Source organism: Pseudomonas sp. RIT-PI-q (assembly GCF_001297125.1).
In the GTDB taxonomy this organism is placed as follows: domain Bacteria; phylum Pseudomonadota; class Gammaproteobacteria; order Pseudomonadales; family Pseudomonadaceae; genus Aquipseudomonas.
Genome location: NZ_LHPC01000056.1, coordinates 145,923 through 159,948, shown reverse-complemented (window position 1 = coordinate 159,948; position 14,026 = coordinate 145,923). Strand labels below are relative to the sequence as shown.

14 protein-coding genes and 1 pseudogene are annotated in these 14,026 nt (G+C 60.2%); 5 read left to right on the top strand and 10 right to left on the bottom strand.

Features of this window, described 5'->3' with window-relative positions; translation table 11 throughout:
• Nucleotides 1-251 precede the first annotated feature (251 nt).
• Nucleotides 252-1,355: a GlxA family transcriptional regulator gene (locus tag AEQ67_RS30545; protein ID WP_059407471.1), complete on the top strand. Its 1,104-nt coding sequence runs from the start codon at nucleotides 252-254 to the stop codon at nucleotides 1,353-1,355.
• 87 nt (nucleotides 1,356-1,442) lie between these two features.
• Here the strand turns inward: AEQ67_RS30545 and AEQ67_RS30540 are convergent, their stop codons facing one another.
• From AEQ67_RS30540 to choX, 6 genes are all read right to left on the bottom strand, one after another.
• Nucleotides 1,443-1,706: a hypothetical protein gene (locus tag AEQ67_RS30540; protein ID WP_059407470.1), complete on the bottom strand. Its 264-nt coding sequence runs from the start codon at nucleotides 1,704-1,706 to the stop codon at nucleotides 1,443-1,445.
• Between the two features lie 369 nt (nucleotides 1,707-2,075).
• A complete protein-coding gene (locus AEQ67_RS30535; RefSeq protein ID WP_059407469.1) occupies nucleotides 2,076-3,239 on the bottom strand; it encodes a gamma-butyrobetaine dioxygenase in 1,164 nt (387 codons plus the stop codon).
• A gap of 24 nt (nucleotides 3,240-3,263) precedes the next feature.
• Nucleotides 3,264-3,740, bottom strand: coding sequence for a thioesterase family protein (locus tag AEQ67_RS30530; protein WP_059407468.1), 477 nt, complete (start codon nucleotides 3,738-3,740; stop codon nucleotides 3,264-3,266).
• A gap of 115 nt (nucleotides 3,741-3,855) precedes the next feature.
• A complete protein-coding gene (locus tag AEQ67_RS30525) occupies nucleotides 3,856-4,821 on the bottom strand; it encodes an L-carnitine dehydrogenase (protein WP_059407467.1) in 966 nt (321 codons plus the stop codon).
• Between the two features lie 141 nt (nucleotides 4,822-4,962).
• Nucleotides 4,963-5,850: a 3-keto-5-aminohexanoate cleavage protein gene (locus tag AEQ67_RS30520; RefSeq protein WP_017341199.1), complete on the bottom strand. Its 888-nt coding sequence runs from the start codon at nucleotides 5,848-5,850 to the stop codon at nucleotides 4,963-4,965.
• Nucleotides 5,851-5,924: 74 nt separating this feature from the next.
• Nucleotides 5,925-6,869: a choline ABC transporter substrate-binding protein gene (choX, locus tag AEQ67_RS30515; RefSeq protein ID WP_059407466.1), complete on the bottom strand. Its 945-nt coding sequence runs from the start codon at nucleotides 6,867-6,869 to the stop codon at nucleotides 5,925-5,927.
• A 354-nt stretch (nucleotides 6,870-7,223) separates the two neighbouring features.
• Between choX and AEQ67_RS30510 the strand changes: the two genes are divergently transcribed.
• On the top strand, nucleotides 7,224-8,168 hold the full coding sequence (locus AEQ67_RS30510; RefSeq protein ID WP_059407465.1) for a GlxA family transcriptional regulator: 945 nt from the start codon (nucleotides 7,224-7,226) through the stop codon (nucleotides 8,166-8,168).
• Nucleotides 8,169-8,300: 132 nt separating this feature from the next.
• Here the strand turns inward: AEQ67_RS30510 and AEQ67_RS30505 are convergent, their stop codons facing one another.
• From AEQ67_RS30505 to AEQ67_RS30490, 4 genes and pseudogenes are all read right to left on the bottom strand, one after another.
• Nucleotides 8,301-8,717 (bottom strand): DUF3010 family protein, encoded by a 417-nt coding sequence (locus AEQ67_RS30505; RefSeq protein WP_059407464.1) that lies wholly within the window; start codon nucleotides 8,715-8,717, stop codon nucleotides 8,301-8,303.
• A gap of 32 nt (nucleotides 8,718-8,749) precedes the next feature.
• Nucleotides 8,750-9,073, bottom strand: a complete 324-nt coding sequence (locus tag AEQ67_RS30500; RefSeq protein WP_059407463.1) for a helix-turn-helix domain-containing protein — start codon at nucleotides 9,071-9,073, stop codon at nucleotides 8,750-8,752.
• A pseudogene (locus tag AEQ67_RS30495) lies at nucleotides 9,057-9,309 on the bottom strand (type II toxin-antitoxin system RelE family toxin). Before AEQ67_RS30495 ends, AEQ67_RS30500 begins: the two are co-directional and overlap by 17 nt.
• Nucleotides 9,310-9,521: 212 nt before the next feature.
• Nucleotides 9,522-9,923, bottom strand: coding sequence for a lysozyme inhibitor LprI family protein (locus tag AEQ67_RS30490; protein WP_059407462.1), 402 nt, complete (start codon nucleotides 9,921-9,923; stop codon nucleotides 9,522-9,524).
• A 234-nt stretch (nucleotides 9,924-10,157) separates the two neighbouring features.
• Between AEQ67_RS30490 and AEQ67_RS30485 the strand changes: the two genes are divergently transcribed.
• The 3 genes from AEQ67_RS30485 to dgcA all read left to right on the top strand — a co-directional run bounded on the left by AEQ67_RS30485 (nucleotide 10,158) and on the right by dgcA (nucleotide 13,911).
• Nucleotides 10,158-11,135 (top strand): dipeptidase, encoded by a 978-nt coding sequence (locus AEQ67_RS30485; protein ID WP_008033250.1) that lies wholly within the window; start codon nucleotides 10,158-10,160, stop codon nucleotides 11,133-11,135.
• Nucleotides 11,136-11,304: 169 nt separating this feature from the next.
• On the top strand, nucleotides 11,305-11,835 hold the full coding sequence (locus AEQ67_RS30480; RefSeq protein WP_008033249.1) for a DUF5943 domain-containing protein: 531 nt from the start codon (nucleotides 11,305-11,307) through the stop codon (nucleotides 11,833-11,835).
• Between the two features lie 15 nt (nucleotides 11,836-11,850).
• Nucleotides 11,851-13,911, top strand: a complete 2,061-nt coding sequence (gene dgcA / locus AEQ67_RS30475) for a dimethylglycine demethylation protein DgcA (RefSeq protein WP_059407461.1) — start codon at nucleotides 11,851-11,853, stop codon at nucleotides 13,909-13,911.
• Nucleotides 13,912-14,026: the final 115 nt, after the last annotated feature.

The window sequence follows — 14,026 nt, the reverse complement described above, 5'->3', positions numbered from 1 at the left end:
GTGCTACCGAATTGCTCACACCCAACGGGGCACAGCGATTGCGGCCATTGATGGCACTTATATTCCACCCTTCCTGCGCGTCATATCCAGACACATCGCGACGTCGTTTTCAGGAGTTATTGAACGCCCATTCAATTTTAGGCATGGCAATTGCTCTGTCATAACAAAGCCCGTCTCCCACGCGAGAACGATGGCAATAACAAGAGCCTCCGCCTGAGGCCATCACCCGCTTTGTGTGAGGAGATACCGCGATGACGACGTTCAACTCCGGGGCCCAACCCCAGAACCGTGCGCCTCAATCCATCGGCTTTCTGCTGCTGGACAATTTCACGCTTATTTCTCTGGCCTCCGCCGTAGAACCCCTGCGGATGGCCAACCAATTGTCCGGTCGCGAGCTGTATCGCTGGAGCACGCTCACCGTCGACGGCGGTCAGGTCTGGGCCAGTGACGGTCTGCAGATCACCCCCGATTGCTCCATGCACAAAGCACCGCCCCTGGACACCGTGATTGTCTGTGGTGGCATCGGCATCCAGCGCACCGTTACCCGCGAACACGTCTCATGGCTGCAAAGCCAGGCCCGTCAGTCGCGCCGTCTCGGTGCGGTCTGCACCGGCAGTTGGGCGCTGGCGTGCGCCGGCCTGCTGGACGGCTTCGATTGCAGCGTGCACTGGGAATGCCTGGCCGCGATGCAGGAAGCTTTCCCGCGTGTGGCCATGAGCACTCGCCTGTTTACCCTCGACCGTAACCGTTTCACCAGCTCCGGCGGCACCGCGCCGCTGGACATGATGTTGCACCTGATCAGCCGCGATCATGGACGTGAACTGTCGGCCGCGATTTCGGAAATGTTCGTCTACGAGCGCATCCGCAACGAGCAGGATCACCAACGCGTGCCGCTCAAGCACATGCTCGGCACCAACCAGCCGAAGTTGCAGGAAATCGTCGCGCTGATGGAAGCCAACCTTGAAGAACCGATCGACCTCGACGAACTGGCGGTGTATGTCGCCGTGTCCCGTCGTCAACTCGAGCGTCTTTTCCAGAAATACCTGCATTGTTCGCCGTCGCGCTACTACCTGAAACTGCGCCTGATCCGCGCCCGGCAGCTGCTCAAGCAAACGCCGATGTCGATTATCGAAGTGGCGTCGGTGTGTGGCTTCGTTTCCACGCCGCACTTCTCCAAGTGCTACCGCGAATACTTCGGCATTCCGCCGCGTGACGAGCGCGTAGGTTCCAACACCACCCAGCAAGTAGCGATGATGCCGCTGCCGCAAGCGCTGGTGCTGTCGCCGTTGTCCGGGCCGTTGTCGGCGCTGAGTCAGGCGCGCAATGAGTCGACGTTTGCCAGCGTAAGGCTGTAAACCGAGGCGCCTTCATCGCGGGCAAGCCCGCTCCCACAGGGATCACGAATAACCTGTGGGAGCGGGCTTGCCCGCGAAGGCGGTTTGTCAGGCGCTACGGCTCTGTTGATACTCCGCCAACGCTGGCAGCAATTGCTTGTCGATAGCCTGGCGCACGGCCGGCAGGATGGTCGCGCTGCTGGTGTACATCTGCTTGACCATGGTCCGCAGTTCCATTGCCCGTTCGTTGTTCAAACCCCGTACCGCGCATTCGCAGGCCTGCTCAGCAGTTGCACCAGGGGGCACTGCAAATCCTAACGCCTTGAGCTGGCCCAACAGGTCTCCCTGGTCAATCAAATCGGCGTACATCATGACGCAATCCTTCTTCAGGGAACGGTGTCGTGGCTCGATTCTCGTAGGGGCGGGGGGTGGCGGCAAGGACGATTTGTCGCAATGGCCGCAATACCTATGAACAGGTCGTTTTCGGCTAACTTGCGATCGATGCGAGTGGGCACACTGGCGTCAGCTGGCTTCACGAAGGTTTGGTCACCCTCGCGCAACGGCTCCTCAACAATACCCTCCTCAGCTCCGATCCTGTCACGGCTTGATCGGGGTTTTTTTTGCCTGTAATTCGGGGACGTTGTGTTGCCTGCCCAGACGCAATCGCGGGCAAGCCCGCTCCCACAAGGATCGCGAATAACCTGTGGGAGCGGGCTTGCCCGCGATGAACGATGACGCGGTTTAACGCTGTAGAACGAGGATCCGCGACAACAATTCATCACGGTCGACATAGCAGCCCTGGAAATGCCGGGCGCCGGAGGCGGGGTCGAAGGCGTTGCGGGCGTGGAGGGTACGGCGGTTGTCGAAGCACCACAATTCGCCGGGGTTGAGCCGCGTCATCAGGCGAAACCGTGCCTCGCGGGTCATGGCAATGAAGCGCCGATAAGCGCGATACAGCCTGGGCATTTGCTCCACCGAGGCATCGAACGGGCCGCGCAGGAAATTCGCCATGCGGATTTCCGACACCTGCCCAAACGCGTCCAGGGCAATGATAGGTGCGAGGCAGCGGTAATCGCTGTGGCGGTCCTTGTTGCGGAACTCCACGGGGATTTCACACAAGGCTTGAAACGCCTCGGGATCCTCCTGACGCAAAGCCTCGGCAATGGCAAAACCGTCGACGAAAATACTCTCGCCACCGTCGGCATCATTGACCAGGCAATGCAGAAACTGCAGCCCCGGTTGCAATTCCCGGGTCGGCAAGTCGCTGTGCAGCGGCAGGTTGAAAGCGGTGTAGGCGTTGCTGTCGGCATCGGCCTTGGACTGCACGTTGAACAGCACACCAAAGTTGCTCTCGCGGATGAACGAAATCCGCTGGGCGATCAGCTTCAACGAGCCCGGTTCGGTGGGCACGCCACGGACCTGGGTCAAGCCGATATCGCGCACCGACAGCAGCCATTGCAACAAGGCATTGTTGTCGTTCATCAACGCCTGGTATTCGAACACCGGCAGCTGCAAATCACTGTTCCAGAGCCGCGCTTTCGGTTTGCTAGCGCGACGTTCCGCGCGGGATTCGTCGTCGTAGGCGTGGGCACGCAACCAGCCTGGATCGAAGCGGCTGAGGTGACCGTCCTGCCACTGGACGCAGAGGCAACCGTCAGCATCGACGCTGGTCTCGGCCGGCACCAGGTTTTCCGGGACGTCGACGATTTCCAGCACTTGTTCGCGGGTCACGGTGTAGACGCAGTGCGGGCACGGGCAGTTGTCCCGCAACCAGCTGTGATGAAAGGGGCTGACGCGGTCGTCGGCCCACTTCACCAGAACACGATCCGCCAGGGTCTGCACGCCTGTCAGCGCGCTGATCAACGGATAGGTACGGAAGTCGGCAAAAGCGGCGGCGGTGTTCATGGCGATCTCCTTATGCGGTGGTGGCTACTTTGCAGGGGGCAGGGCGATGACGCGGCCGATGTAGTCGGGAGCGGGCAGGTCGGCTTGTTCGGTGACGATGGCATGCAGTTTGCTCAAGGTGTCTTCGCTGAACGGCGCGGATCGCGGCCCGGCGAGGTCGACGTGCAGGAGCATTTGCTCGTTGCCCGCCAGTTCCTTGTCTCCACCGATCAAGTGCAGGCTGTGGTAGAGGTGCAGGCGTTTGCTGTCGTGAGCGATGATCTGGGTGTGGACCTCGACGTCGGCGTCGAGCTTCACTTCGTGCAGGTAATTGAGGTGCAGTTCGAGGGTGAACAACGAATTGCCGCTGGCTTCGCGGTTGTTGCTGTCCATCCCGAGGCGGTCCATCAGGGCGTCGGTGGCGTAGCTGAAAATCAGCAGGTAAAAGGCATCGCGCAGATGGCCGTTGTAGTCGACCCAGTCGGGGATGATTTTGGTTTGGTAGGTGGTCAATGCGGGCATGTCATCAAATCCTGAAGTTAAGAAGACCTGTAGGAGCCGGCTTGCTGGCGAACGGGGCAATGCGGTGTGACAGACACACCGCTTTCGCTGGCAAGCCAGCTCCTACAGAGAGCGTTTAGTCGGCGAATGCCATCCCATGCTTCTCTTTGGTGGTCTTCACCGCCTCCAGCACCGCCAGCAAGCAATCATCACGATAGCGCTCCAGCGCCGAAATGCTGTGGTTGCCCAACTGCTCACTGGTGCCATCGACCACATCATCGATCAACTTGTCGGTCAGCTCCGGCGCAGGCAGATACGTCCACGGCAACTGCAACGCCGGACCGAACTGCGCCATAAAGTGCCGCATGCCTGCATCGCCACCCGCCAGTGTGTAGGTCAAGAACGTCCCCATGAACGACCAGCGCAGACCCGCGCCAAAACGAATGGCATCGTCGATTTCACCGGTGGTCGCCACACCGTCGTTGACCAGGTGCAGCGCCTCACGCCACAGCGCTTCGAGCAAGCGGTCGGCGATAAAGCCCGGCACTTCCTTGCGCACATGCAGCGGACGCATGCCCAAGAATTCGTAGACTTTCATTGCCGCTTGCACGGCTTCGGGGGCGGTGTTTTTGCCGCCAACCACTTCCACCAAGGGCAGCAGGTACACCGGGTTGAACGGGTGCCCGACCACGCAGCGTTCCGGGTGGGTCGAACTCTCGTAGAACTCACTCGGCAACAGGCCCGAGGTGCTGGAACCGATCAAGGCGTTGGGCTTGGCCGCTGCGCTGATTTTGCTGTGCAGTTCCAGTTTCAGATCCAGCCGTTCCGGAGCGCTTTCCTGAATAAAATCCGCATCGCGAACGCACTCTTCAATCGTTGCGACAAAGCGCAGCCGATCCTGTGATGCGCCCGGCGCCAGCCCTTGTTTCTCCAGTGCCCCCCAGGCATTGGCAACGCGTTTGCGCAGGGCCGCTTCGGCACCCGGCGCCGGGTCCCAGGCCACCACGTCGAGGCCGTGGGCGAGGGCGCGGGAGACCCAGCCGCTGCCGATGACACCGCTGCCCAGCGCTGCGAAGGTTTTGATTTCGGTGATAAAAGTCATGGCGACGTCCTAAAAGAATTCGGTGATCCCCTGTAGGAGCGAGGCTTGCCCGCGAAGAGGCCGGTACATCCGACGCATCTCTCGCGGGAGGAAAACCGCCTTCGCGGGCAAGCCTCGCTCCTACAGGTGTTATGTGTGGATTTAACCGCGTTTGGTCAGGCCCATTTTTGCCCGGCCTTCCGCCGGCGTCAGAACGCGGGCGCCGAGGCGGCTGAGGATTTCCGAGGCGCGTTCGACCAGTTGGCCGTTGGTCGCCAGAACGCCCTTGTCCAGCCAGATATTGTCTTCGAGCCCGACCCGCACGTTGCCACCGAGCAGCACCGCTTGTGCGGCCATCGGCATCTGCATGCGCCCGATACCGAAGCCCGCCCACACTGCGTTGGCCGGCAAGTTATCGACCATGGCTTTCATGGTGGTGGTGTCGGCCGGGGCGCCCCACGGGATGCCCAGGCACAGTTGGAACAGCGGGTCGTCGAGCAGGCCTTCCTTGATCAGCTGTTTGGCGAACCACAGGTGGCCGGTGTCGAAAATTTCCAGCTCGGCTTTCACGCCCAGCTCTTGAATTCGCTTCGCGCCGGCACGGAGTTGCGCCGGGGTGGACACGTAAATCGTGTCGCCATCGCCGAAGTTCAGGGTGCCGCAATCGAGGGTGCAGATTTCCGGCAGCAACTCTTCAACGTGGGCCAGACGGGTCAGCGGGCCGACCAGATCAGTGTTCGGGCCGAACTCCATCGGGTTCTCGCCAGCGCCGATTTCCAGGTCGCCGCCCATGCCGGCAGTGAGGTTGACGATGATGTCGACGTCCGCCTCGCGGATGCGCTCCATCACTTCGCGGTACAGCGCCACGTCACGGCTGAATTTGCCGGTCTCGGGGTTACGAACGTGGCAATGGACCACGGTGGCACCGGCCTTGGCGGCTTCCACGGCGGCAGCGGCGATTTGTTTCGGGGTGACCGGCACGTGTGGGCTCTTGCTGGTCGTGTCGCCAGCACCGGTGAGTGCGCAGGTGATGATGACGTCGTGGTTCATTTGAAGGTTCCTTACAGGCGTGGTGGTCCCGTTCGCAGCCCGGTCGGGCTGCGAATCGGTGGTTCGGTCAGGGTTTATTTGCTGGTCAGTTTCAGGTTTTCAGCGGCTGGTTTGCCATCGAAGGTGGTGACGCCTTCGAGCCAGCGTTGCTTGTCTTGGGGGTGATCGTTGAGCCATTGCCTGGCCGATTCGAAGGCGTCCTTGTGATCGAGCAGCGGCTGCATCATCCGGCTCTCGTCTTCGGCGGTGAAGGTCAGGTTGCTCAGCAGGCGGCCGATGTTCGGGCATTGTTCGGCGTATTTCGGCGAAGTGACGGTCCAGACCGTGGCCATGCCTTCGTTCGGGCCGAGGGCGTCTTCACTGCCGGTGAGGTAAGTCATCTTCACGTTGACGTTCATCGGGTGCGGCGCCCAGCCAAAGAACACCACAGCCTCGTTACGTCGCACGGCGCGATCGACTGCCGCCAGCATGCCGGCCTCACTGGATTCGACCAGTTGGAACTTGCCGAGGCCGAACTGATTCTTGGCGATCATCGCCTTGATCTGGGTGTTGGCACCCGAGCCAGGCTCGATCCCGTAGATCTTGCCGCCCAGTTCTTTTTCGAACTTGGCGATGTCGGCGAAGGTTTTCAGGCCCTTGTCGGCGAGGTAAGTCGGTACAGCGAGGGTGGCGCGGGCGTCTTTCAGGCTGGGTGCTTCAAGCACTTTGACCTGCTTGCCATCGACGAACGGGGTGATGGTCTGGGTCATCAGCGGGTTCCAGTAGCCCAGGAACATATCCAGGCGCTGGTCGCGGATCCCGGCGAAGATAATTTGCTGGGAGGCGCTGGTTTGCTTGGTGTTGTAGCCGAGGCCATCGAGCAGGACCTGGGTCATGGCACTGGTGGCGATTACGTCGGTCCAGTTCACTACGCCCATGCGCACGTTCTGGCACGCGGCGGGTTCGGCCGCCATGACACTGGCGCTCAGTAAAGCAGTACCGCTGAGTGCAAGAACACAGCTGCTGATCAGTCGTTTCATCTCAGGTTCCTCGGCAGTTCGTTATTGTGGGTCCGGTCGTCTGCATCCGGTCTTGCGGATAGCGCTCACATTTTGGCGAGTGGCTGTTGTCCTCAAGCAAGGCACCGCGACGAGTCATAGCTAGCTATGGCGAGGAGCGGTAACGCAGCTTGAGGGCAACAGCCGCCGCAAAAATTGAGCAGCTATCCGTAAGACCGGATGCGCCGTGCGCCGGTGATGCCAAGTTACGCAGCTGGAGGCCTGTGAAAGCGCACTACGGCGACCAGCTCTTGCACTGCAGCGACCTGACCTCTTGAAAGCCTGATGCAAGTGGCGTATCAACGTCCACACGCTACCCGCCACCGAGTGCGCTCCATGTCCCAGGATTTCTACTTCATGTTGATGCCGGGCTTCTCGGCCATCGGTTTTATCTCGGCCATCGAGCCGCTGCGGGTCGCCAATCGCTTTCGCGGCGAGCTGTATCGCTGGCATGTGCTGAGCGCCGACGGCGGCGCGGTCTTGGCCAGTAACGGCATGTCGGTCAACGCAGATGCGGCGCTGGAGCCGCTGAAGAAAGGTGCAACCTTGTTGGTGGTCGCGGGTTTCGAACCACTGAAATTCGCCACGCCGGCGCTGGAACATTGGCTGCGTCGGCTGGACAATGAAGGCGTGACCCTCGGCGCCATCGACACCGGCAGCTTCGTGCTCGCCGAAGCCGGCCTGCTCGACGGCCATCGCCTGACCCTGCACTGGGAAGCCATCGACGCGTTCAAGGAATCCTATCCACAGCTCAGCGTCACCCAGGAGCTGTTCGAAATCGACCGTCGGCGCATCACCTCAGCCGGCGGCACAGCGTCCATCGACCTGATGCTCGACCTTATCGGCCAGGCCCATGGCCCGGAACTGGCGATCAAGGTCAGTGAACAATTCGTACTCGGCCGCATCCGCCCGCGCAAAGACCACCAGCGCATGGAAGTCGCCAGTCGCTACGGCATCAGCAACAAAAAACTGGTGCAGGTGATTGGGGAAATGGAGCAGCACAGCGAACCGCCGTTAAGCACGCTGGCATTGGCGGAATCGATCAAGGTGACACGACGCCAGCTCGAGCGATTGTTCCGCTTGCACCTGAACGACACGCCAAGCAATTTCTACCTGCGCTTGCGGCTGGAGAAGGCACAGCAGTTGCTGCGGCAGACGGACATGAGCGTGCTGGAAGTGAGTATTGCGTGCGGGTTTGAATCACCGTCGTACTTCACCCGTAGCTATCGGGCAAAATTTGCAAGGTGCCCACGAGAGGATCGGCGTACCGCAAAAGCATGAACAACAGAGAACCCTGTGGGAGCCGGGCTTGCCCGCGATGAGGACGGAACTGTCAACGTTGATGTTGACTGACCCACCGCAATCGCGGGCAAGCCCGGCTCCCACAGGTTCTCCGTTTTGGCAGAAATTGTGTTACTTCTTCATCAACGCCGAGCAGGCCGCTTTAAACGCTTCATGCTGATACTTGTTCAGCGTGGCCGGCAGCTCAAAGTCGAACTTCTTGTTCTGCGCATTGATGGTCTGTGGCGACAGCAGCGTGACCTCGCAATTCTCCAGCAACTGGAAAACGCCCTCGATCTTGAACGTGGTCGGTCCGCCGGCAAACTCACCCTTCTTGCTGCGCTTCTTGATCGCAATCCGGTCGATGGAATTCTCGCGTACAAACGACGCCACCTGAGCGGCGAAGACTTTGACGTTGGCGGCTTCGTCGTCATCGTCGAGGGCGATTTTCTTGGTCGCGAGGGAGACATGGCTCAACGCCTGATCGTCGAGGGAGGCCACGGCGATAATCGCTTCGCTGCCTTTGATTTCGATGCCGCAGATTTTCATTTGAATTCATTTCCCTGATGGTGATGTGCAGCTTACAGCTCAAGCTGATTCGCGTTGATGCCAAACGCCGCAGCGATTCTTTCGCGGGTGGCCTTGCGAGGCTTGGCGACGGTCTCTTGCTGGGCGAAGGCCGGTTGTGAGATGCCCATGCGTTTGGCCACTTCATCCTGCGTAAGGTTCAAGTGTTCACGCCAGGCGCGAATAGGCGTCGCGCCATCGACGATGCGACTGACCACCTCGTGAGGGATCAAATCGGGCTCTATCTTCTGTGCGACGTATTGCGCGTAGGGAATGACCACGAACGCAGGGTTACCGTCTGCGTCATGGATGATTTGAACGTCAGTAGGTGCGTTCATCGCGTTTTTTGACCTCTTGAACTGATCACTTTGATTGCGCCGTCCCAGTCGAACATGACCCGATAGTTACCTACTCGAAGTCGATAGGCGTAGTCATGACCCACCAGCGCTTTGACATTGCCCGCATCAGGCATGCCAGCCAGTACTGTGACGGCGTCACGCACCTGGATCTGATGAGCGGAGTGCAATTTCAGAAGCTGCTTAACGGCCTTTCGAGTCCAGTGAATGCTGTTCATGGGAGAATATAAGTCTTTTATAAGATATTCCAATCTTTACTTATATTTTTGCGGCAGCCAATTAACGAAGCATGTCGGGATGTTGCCCGATGAGTAGGGTCTGCTCGAAGGCTCTGGGGCGCTGTAGTCTTGGTCAGCCAAGTGTGTGGGAAAGGGCCTTTCTTGAGGATCGAAAGCTGGCAGCAGTACCAGCTTCCGACGGAGGATCAGGGTTACTCCTGCCCAATCGACTCCAAAAACTCCGACCGTTCATCACTCATCCGCGCGATGCAATCATTCTGCGCAATGGTGAACGCCTTGCTACCGCTCGTCGCCGGGAATGCTTCCACCGCGCAATCCGCGTCCCGGGTCTTCAGCCACTGCTGTTGGGCGGCCTTGAGTTTGGCTGTGATGTCGGTCAGTTGCGCCGGGTTCTTGCCATAGGCCGTTTGCATGCGCTCGGTCAGGCCCTGGTAGTTGTCTTTGAGCAGGTCTTCGGCGGTGGTTCTGCTGTAGACCGAGCATTCCAGGGTCTGGACGTCGTTTTCGACGGCATCGCACGGGTTGTTGTCGGACTCTTCAGCCGCCTGTACGCCGGTCGCTATCAATGCCAAAGCCAGGAAGATCGTTCTCATTACGCCGCAGCCCCATTTTTCAATGCTATCCAGTGATGCGGCGAATTCTGGCCCAAGTTCCGGGGAAAGAACAGGTTGGCAAACAGCCCCTGGCGAGACCCTTTGTCGCGTATTGACGCTTTCGGCAAACCCCCTGTCGTTTTTGCACCCGGCTGCCCCGCCCCTCAGGCATATGCTGGCCCCAAAGCGCCGGCACACGATTCGGCGCATGAATCGCTAATAGGGGACAGCCTGATGAGCCCAGCCGAATTGCACGCCGACAGCATCGTTATCGACGGGCTGATTATTGCCAAGTGGAACCGCGAGCTGTTTGAAGACATGCGCAAGGGCGGTCTGACCGCGGCCAACTGCACCGTGTCGGTGTGGGAGGGCTTCCAGGCCACCGTCAATAACATCGCCGCCAGCCAGAAGCTGATCCGCGAGAACAGCGACCTGGTGATTCCGGTGCGCACCACCGCCGACATCCGCAAAGCCAAGGAGCAGGGCAAGACCGGCATCCTTTTCGGCTTCCAGAATGCTCATGCCTTCGAAGACCAGATCGGCTATGTCGAGGTGTTCAAGCAACTGGGCGTCGGTATTGTGCAGATGTGCTACAACACGCAGAACCTGGTCGGTACTGGTTGCTATGAGCGCGATGGCGGCCTGTCGGGCTTCGGTCGTGAAATCGTCGCCGAGATGAACCGCGTTGGCGTGATGTGCGACCTGTCCCACGTCGGATCCAAGACCTCCGAAGAAGTCATCCTCGAATCGAAGAAGCCGGTGTGCTACTCCCACTGCCTGCCGTCGGGTCTGAAAATTCACCCGCGCAACAAATCCGATGAAGAGCTGAAGTTCATTGCCGACCACGGCGGTTTCGTCGGCGTGACCATGTTTGCGCCGTTCCTGGCCAAAGGCATCGATTCGACCATCGACGACTACGCCGAAGCCATCGAATACACCATGAACATTGTCGGCGAAGACGCCATCGGCATCGGCACCGACTTCACCCAGGGCCATGGCCAGGACTTCTTTGAATACCTGACCCATGACAAGGGCTACGCCCGCCGCCTGACCAGCTTCGGCAAGATCATCAACCCGCTGGGCATCCGCACCGTCGGCGAGTTCCCGAACCTGACCGAAACCCTGCTCAAGCGCGGCCATTCTGAGCGCGTGGTCCGCAAGATCATGGGCGAGAACTGGGTCAACGTCTTGAAAGACGTCTGGGGCGAGTAAGCCCTCTCAAACGAACCCTGTAGCAGCTGCCGAGGCACGAGGCTGCGTTGCGGTCCGCAGGACCGCCCTCTGGGGCCGCTTCGCAGCCCGACGCAGCCTCGCAAGCTCGACAGCTGCTACGGATGCTACGGCACGACAACACAACGAATTTTTCTGGAGTTAAGTTTCCATGGCCAAGATCGCCCCGCAATTGCCTATCGAAGTCGACAGCGAAACCGGTGTCTGGACCTCCGACGCCCTGCCGATGCTGTACGTGCCGCGCCATTTCTTCGTCAACAACCACATGGGCATCGAGGAAGTGCTGGGCGCCGACGCCTACGCCGAAATCCTCTACAAGGCCGGCTACAAGTCCGCCTGGCACTGGTGTGAGAAAGAAGCTGAATGCCACGGCCTGGAAGGCGTCGCGGTGTTCGAGCACTACATGAAGCGCCTGTCGCAACGCGGCTGGGGCCTGTTCAAGATCCAGGACATCGACCTCGACAAAGGCACCGCCAGCGTCAAGCTCGAACACTCGGCATTCGTCTATGTGTACGGCAAGGTCGGGCGCAAGGTCGACTACATGTTCACTGGCTGGTTTGCCGGTGCCATGGACCAGATTCTGCAAGCCCGCGGCAGCAAGATCCGCACCGTTGCCGAACAAGTCTACGGTGGCTCCGAAGAAGGCCACGACGACGGTTTGTTCACCGTCAAGCCGTTGTAAGTCGAGGACCCCGCCATGGCTTTCGAAGCAATGTTCCAGCCGATCCAGATCGGCAAACTGACCATCCGTAACCGCGTGCTCAGCACCGCGCACGCCGAGGTCTATGCCACCGACGGCGGCATGACCACCGACCGGTACGTCAAGTATTACGAAGAGAAAGCCAAGGGCGGGATCGGCCTGGCGATTTGCGGCGGTTCCTCTAGTGTGGCCATCGACAGCCCGCAAGGCTGGTGGAAGTCGGTCAACCTGGCCGACGACCGGATCATTCCGCACTTCCAGAACCTGGCCGACGCCATGCACAAGCATGGCGCCAAGATCATGATCCAGATTACCCACATGGGTCGACGTTCACGTTGGGACGGCGAGCATTGGCCAACCCTGCTGTCGCCGTCGGGCATCCGCGAGCCGGTGCACCGTGCGACCTGCAAAACCATCGAGCCGGAAGAAATCTGGCGCGGGATCGGCCACTACGCCACTGCGGCGGGCCGCGCCAAGGCCGGGGGCCTGGACGGCATCGAACTGTCGGCCGTGCACCAGCACATGATCGACCAGTTCTGGAGCCCGCGCGTCAACAAGCGTACCGACGAATGGGGCGGCAGCTTCGAAAACCGCATGCGTTTCGGCCTCGAAGTATTGAAGGCCGTGCGGGCTGAAGTCGGCCCGGATTTCTGCGTCGGGATCCGTCTGTGCGGTGACGAATTCCACCCGGACGGCTTGTCCCACGAGGACATGAAGCAGATCGCCAAGTATTACGACGACACCGGCATGATCGACTTCATCGGCGTGGTCGGCTCGGGTTGCGACACCCACAACACCCTGGCCAACGTTATCCCGAACATGAGTTATCCACCGGAGCCGTTCCTGCACCTGGCCGCCGGTATCAAGGAAGTGGTCAAGGCCCCGGTTCTGCCTGCGCAGAACATCAAGGACCCGAACCAGGCGACCCGTATTCTGGAAGGCGGCTACGTCGACATGGTCGGCATGACCCGCGCCCACATCGCCGACCCGCACCTGATCGCCAAGATCAAAATGGGCCAGGTCGACCAGATCAAACAATGCGTCGGCGCCAACTATTGCATCGACCGTCAGTACCAGGGTCTGGACGTTTTGTGCATCCAGAACGCCGCGACTTCCCGTGAATACATGGGCGTGCCGCACATCATCGAGAAATCGACCGGTGTGAAACGCAAAGTCGTGGTGGTCGGTGCCGGTCCTGCGGGGATGGAAGCGGCTCGCGTGTCGGCCGAACGTGGCCACGACGTGACCCTGTTCGAGAAAAAAGAATTCATCGGTGGGCAGATCACTACGGCCTCGAAAGCCCCGCAACGGGACCAGATCGCCGGTATCACTCGCTGGTTCCAGCTTGAGCTGGCGCGTCTGAAAGTCGACCTGCGCCTTGGCGTGGCGGCGGATGCGGCGACCATTCTCGACCTGCGTCCAGACGTCGTGGTGCTGGCCGTCGGCGGCCATCCGTTCCTGGAGCAGAACGAACACTGGGGCGCGGCGGAAGGCCTGGTGGTCAGCAGCTGGGACATCCTCGATGGCAAGGTTGCACCGGGCAAGAACGTGCTGGTCTACGACACCATTTGCGAGTTCACCGGGATGTCCGCCGCCGACTTCCTCGCCGACAAAGGCAGCCAGGTCGAGATCGTCACTGACGACATCAAACCGGGCGTGGCGATTGGCGGGACATCGTTCCCGACGTACTACCGCAGCATGTACCCCAAAGAAGTGATCATGACCGGCGATATGATGCTGGAGAAGGTCTACCGCGAAGGCGACAAGCTGGTGGCGGTGCTGGAAAACGAATACACCGGCGCCAAAGAGGAGCGGGTGGGGGACCAGGTCGTTGTCGAAAACGGCGTGCGGCCGGACGAAGAAATCTACTACGCCCTGAAGGAAGGCTCTCGCAACAAAGGCCAGATGGACATCGAAGCCCTGTTCGCGATCAAGCCGCAACCTTCGCTGAGCCAGGCGGGCGACGGCTACTTGCTGTTCCGCATCGGCGATTGCGTGGCGCAACGCAACACCCACGCGGCGATCTACGACGCGCTGCGGCTGTGCAAGGATTTCTAAGCCAACCTTCTGTAGGAGCCGGCTTGCTGGCGATGAACGATAACGCGGTTTGTCTGATCCATTGCGTCGTCTGAATCGCCAGCAAGCCGGCTCCCACGAGACCCCGAGGTCTTTG

Excerpts from the sequence above, each read along its gene's own strand:
- AEQ67_RS30545 (WP_059407471.1), top strand. The coding sequence starts at position 252 with ATGACGACGTTCAACTCCGGGGCCCAACCCCAGAACCGTGCGCCTCAA.
- AEQ67_RS30540 (WP_059407470.1), bottom strand. The coding sequence starts at position 1,706 with ATGATGTACGCCGATTTGATTGACCAGGGAGACCTGTTGGGCCAGCTC.
- AEQ67_RS30535 (WP_059407469.1), bottom strand. The coding sequence starts at position 3,239 with ATGAACACCGCCGCCGCTTTTGCCGACTTCCGTACCTATCCGTTGATC.
- AEQ67_RS30530 (WP_059407468.1), bottom strand. The coding sequence starts at position 3,740 with ATGCCCGCATTGACCACCTACCAAACCAAAATCATCCCCGACTGGGTC.
- AEQ67_RS30525 (WP_059407467.1), bottom strand. The coding sequence starts at position 4,821 with ATGACTTTTATCACCGAAATCAAAACCTTCGCAGCGCTGGGCAGCGGT.
- AEQ67_RS30520 (WP_017341199.1), bottom strand. The coding sequence starts at position 5,850 with ATGAACCACGACGTCATCATCACCTGCGCACTCACCGGTGCTGGCGAC.
- choX (WP_059407466.1), bottom strand. The coding sequence starts at position 6,869 with ATGAAACGACTGATCAGCAGCTGTGTTCTTGCACTCAGCGGTACTGCT.
- AEQ67_RS30510 (WP_059407465.1), top strand. The coding sequence starts at position 7,224 with ATGTCCCAGGATTTCTACTTCATGTTGATGCCGGGCTTCTCGGCCATC.
- AEQ67_RS30505 (WP_059407464.1), bottom strand. The coding sequence starts at position 8,717 with ATGAAAATCTGCGGCATCGAAATCAAAGGCAGCGAAGCGATTATCGCC.
- AEQ67_RS30500 (WP_059407463.1), bottom strand. The coding sequence starts at position 9,073 with ATGAACGCACCTACTGACGTTCAAATCATCCATGACGCAGACGGTAAC.
- AEQ67_RS30490 (WP_059407462.1), bottom strand. The coding sequence starts at position 9,923 with ATGAGAACGATCTTCCTGGCTTTGGCATTGATAGCGACCGGCGTACAG.
- AEQ67_RS30485 (WP_008033250.1), top strand. The coding sequence starts at position 10,158 with ATGAGCCCAGCCGAATTGCACGCCGACAGCATCGTTATCGACGGGCTG.
- AEQ67_RS30480 (WP_008033249.1), top strand. The coding sequence starts at position 11,305 with ATGGCCAAGATCGCCCCGCAATTGCCTATCGAAGTCGACAGCGAAACC.
- dgcA (WP_059407461.1), top strand. The coding sequence starts at position 11,851 with ATGGCTTTCGAAGCAATGTTCCAGCCGATCCAGATCGGCAAACTGACC.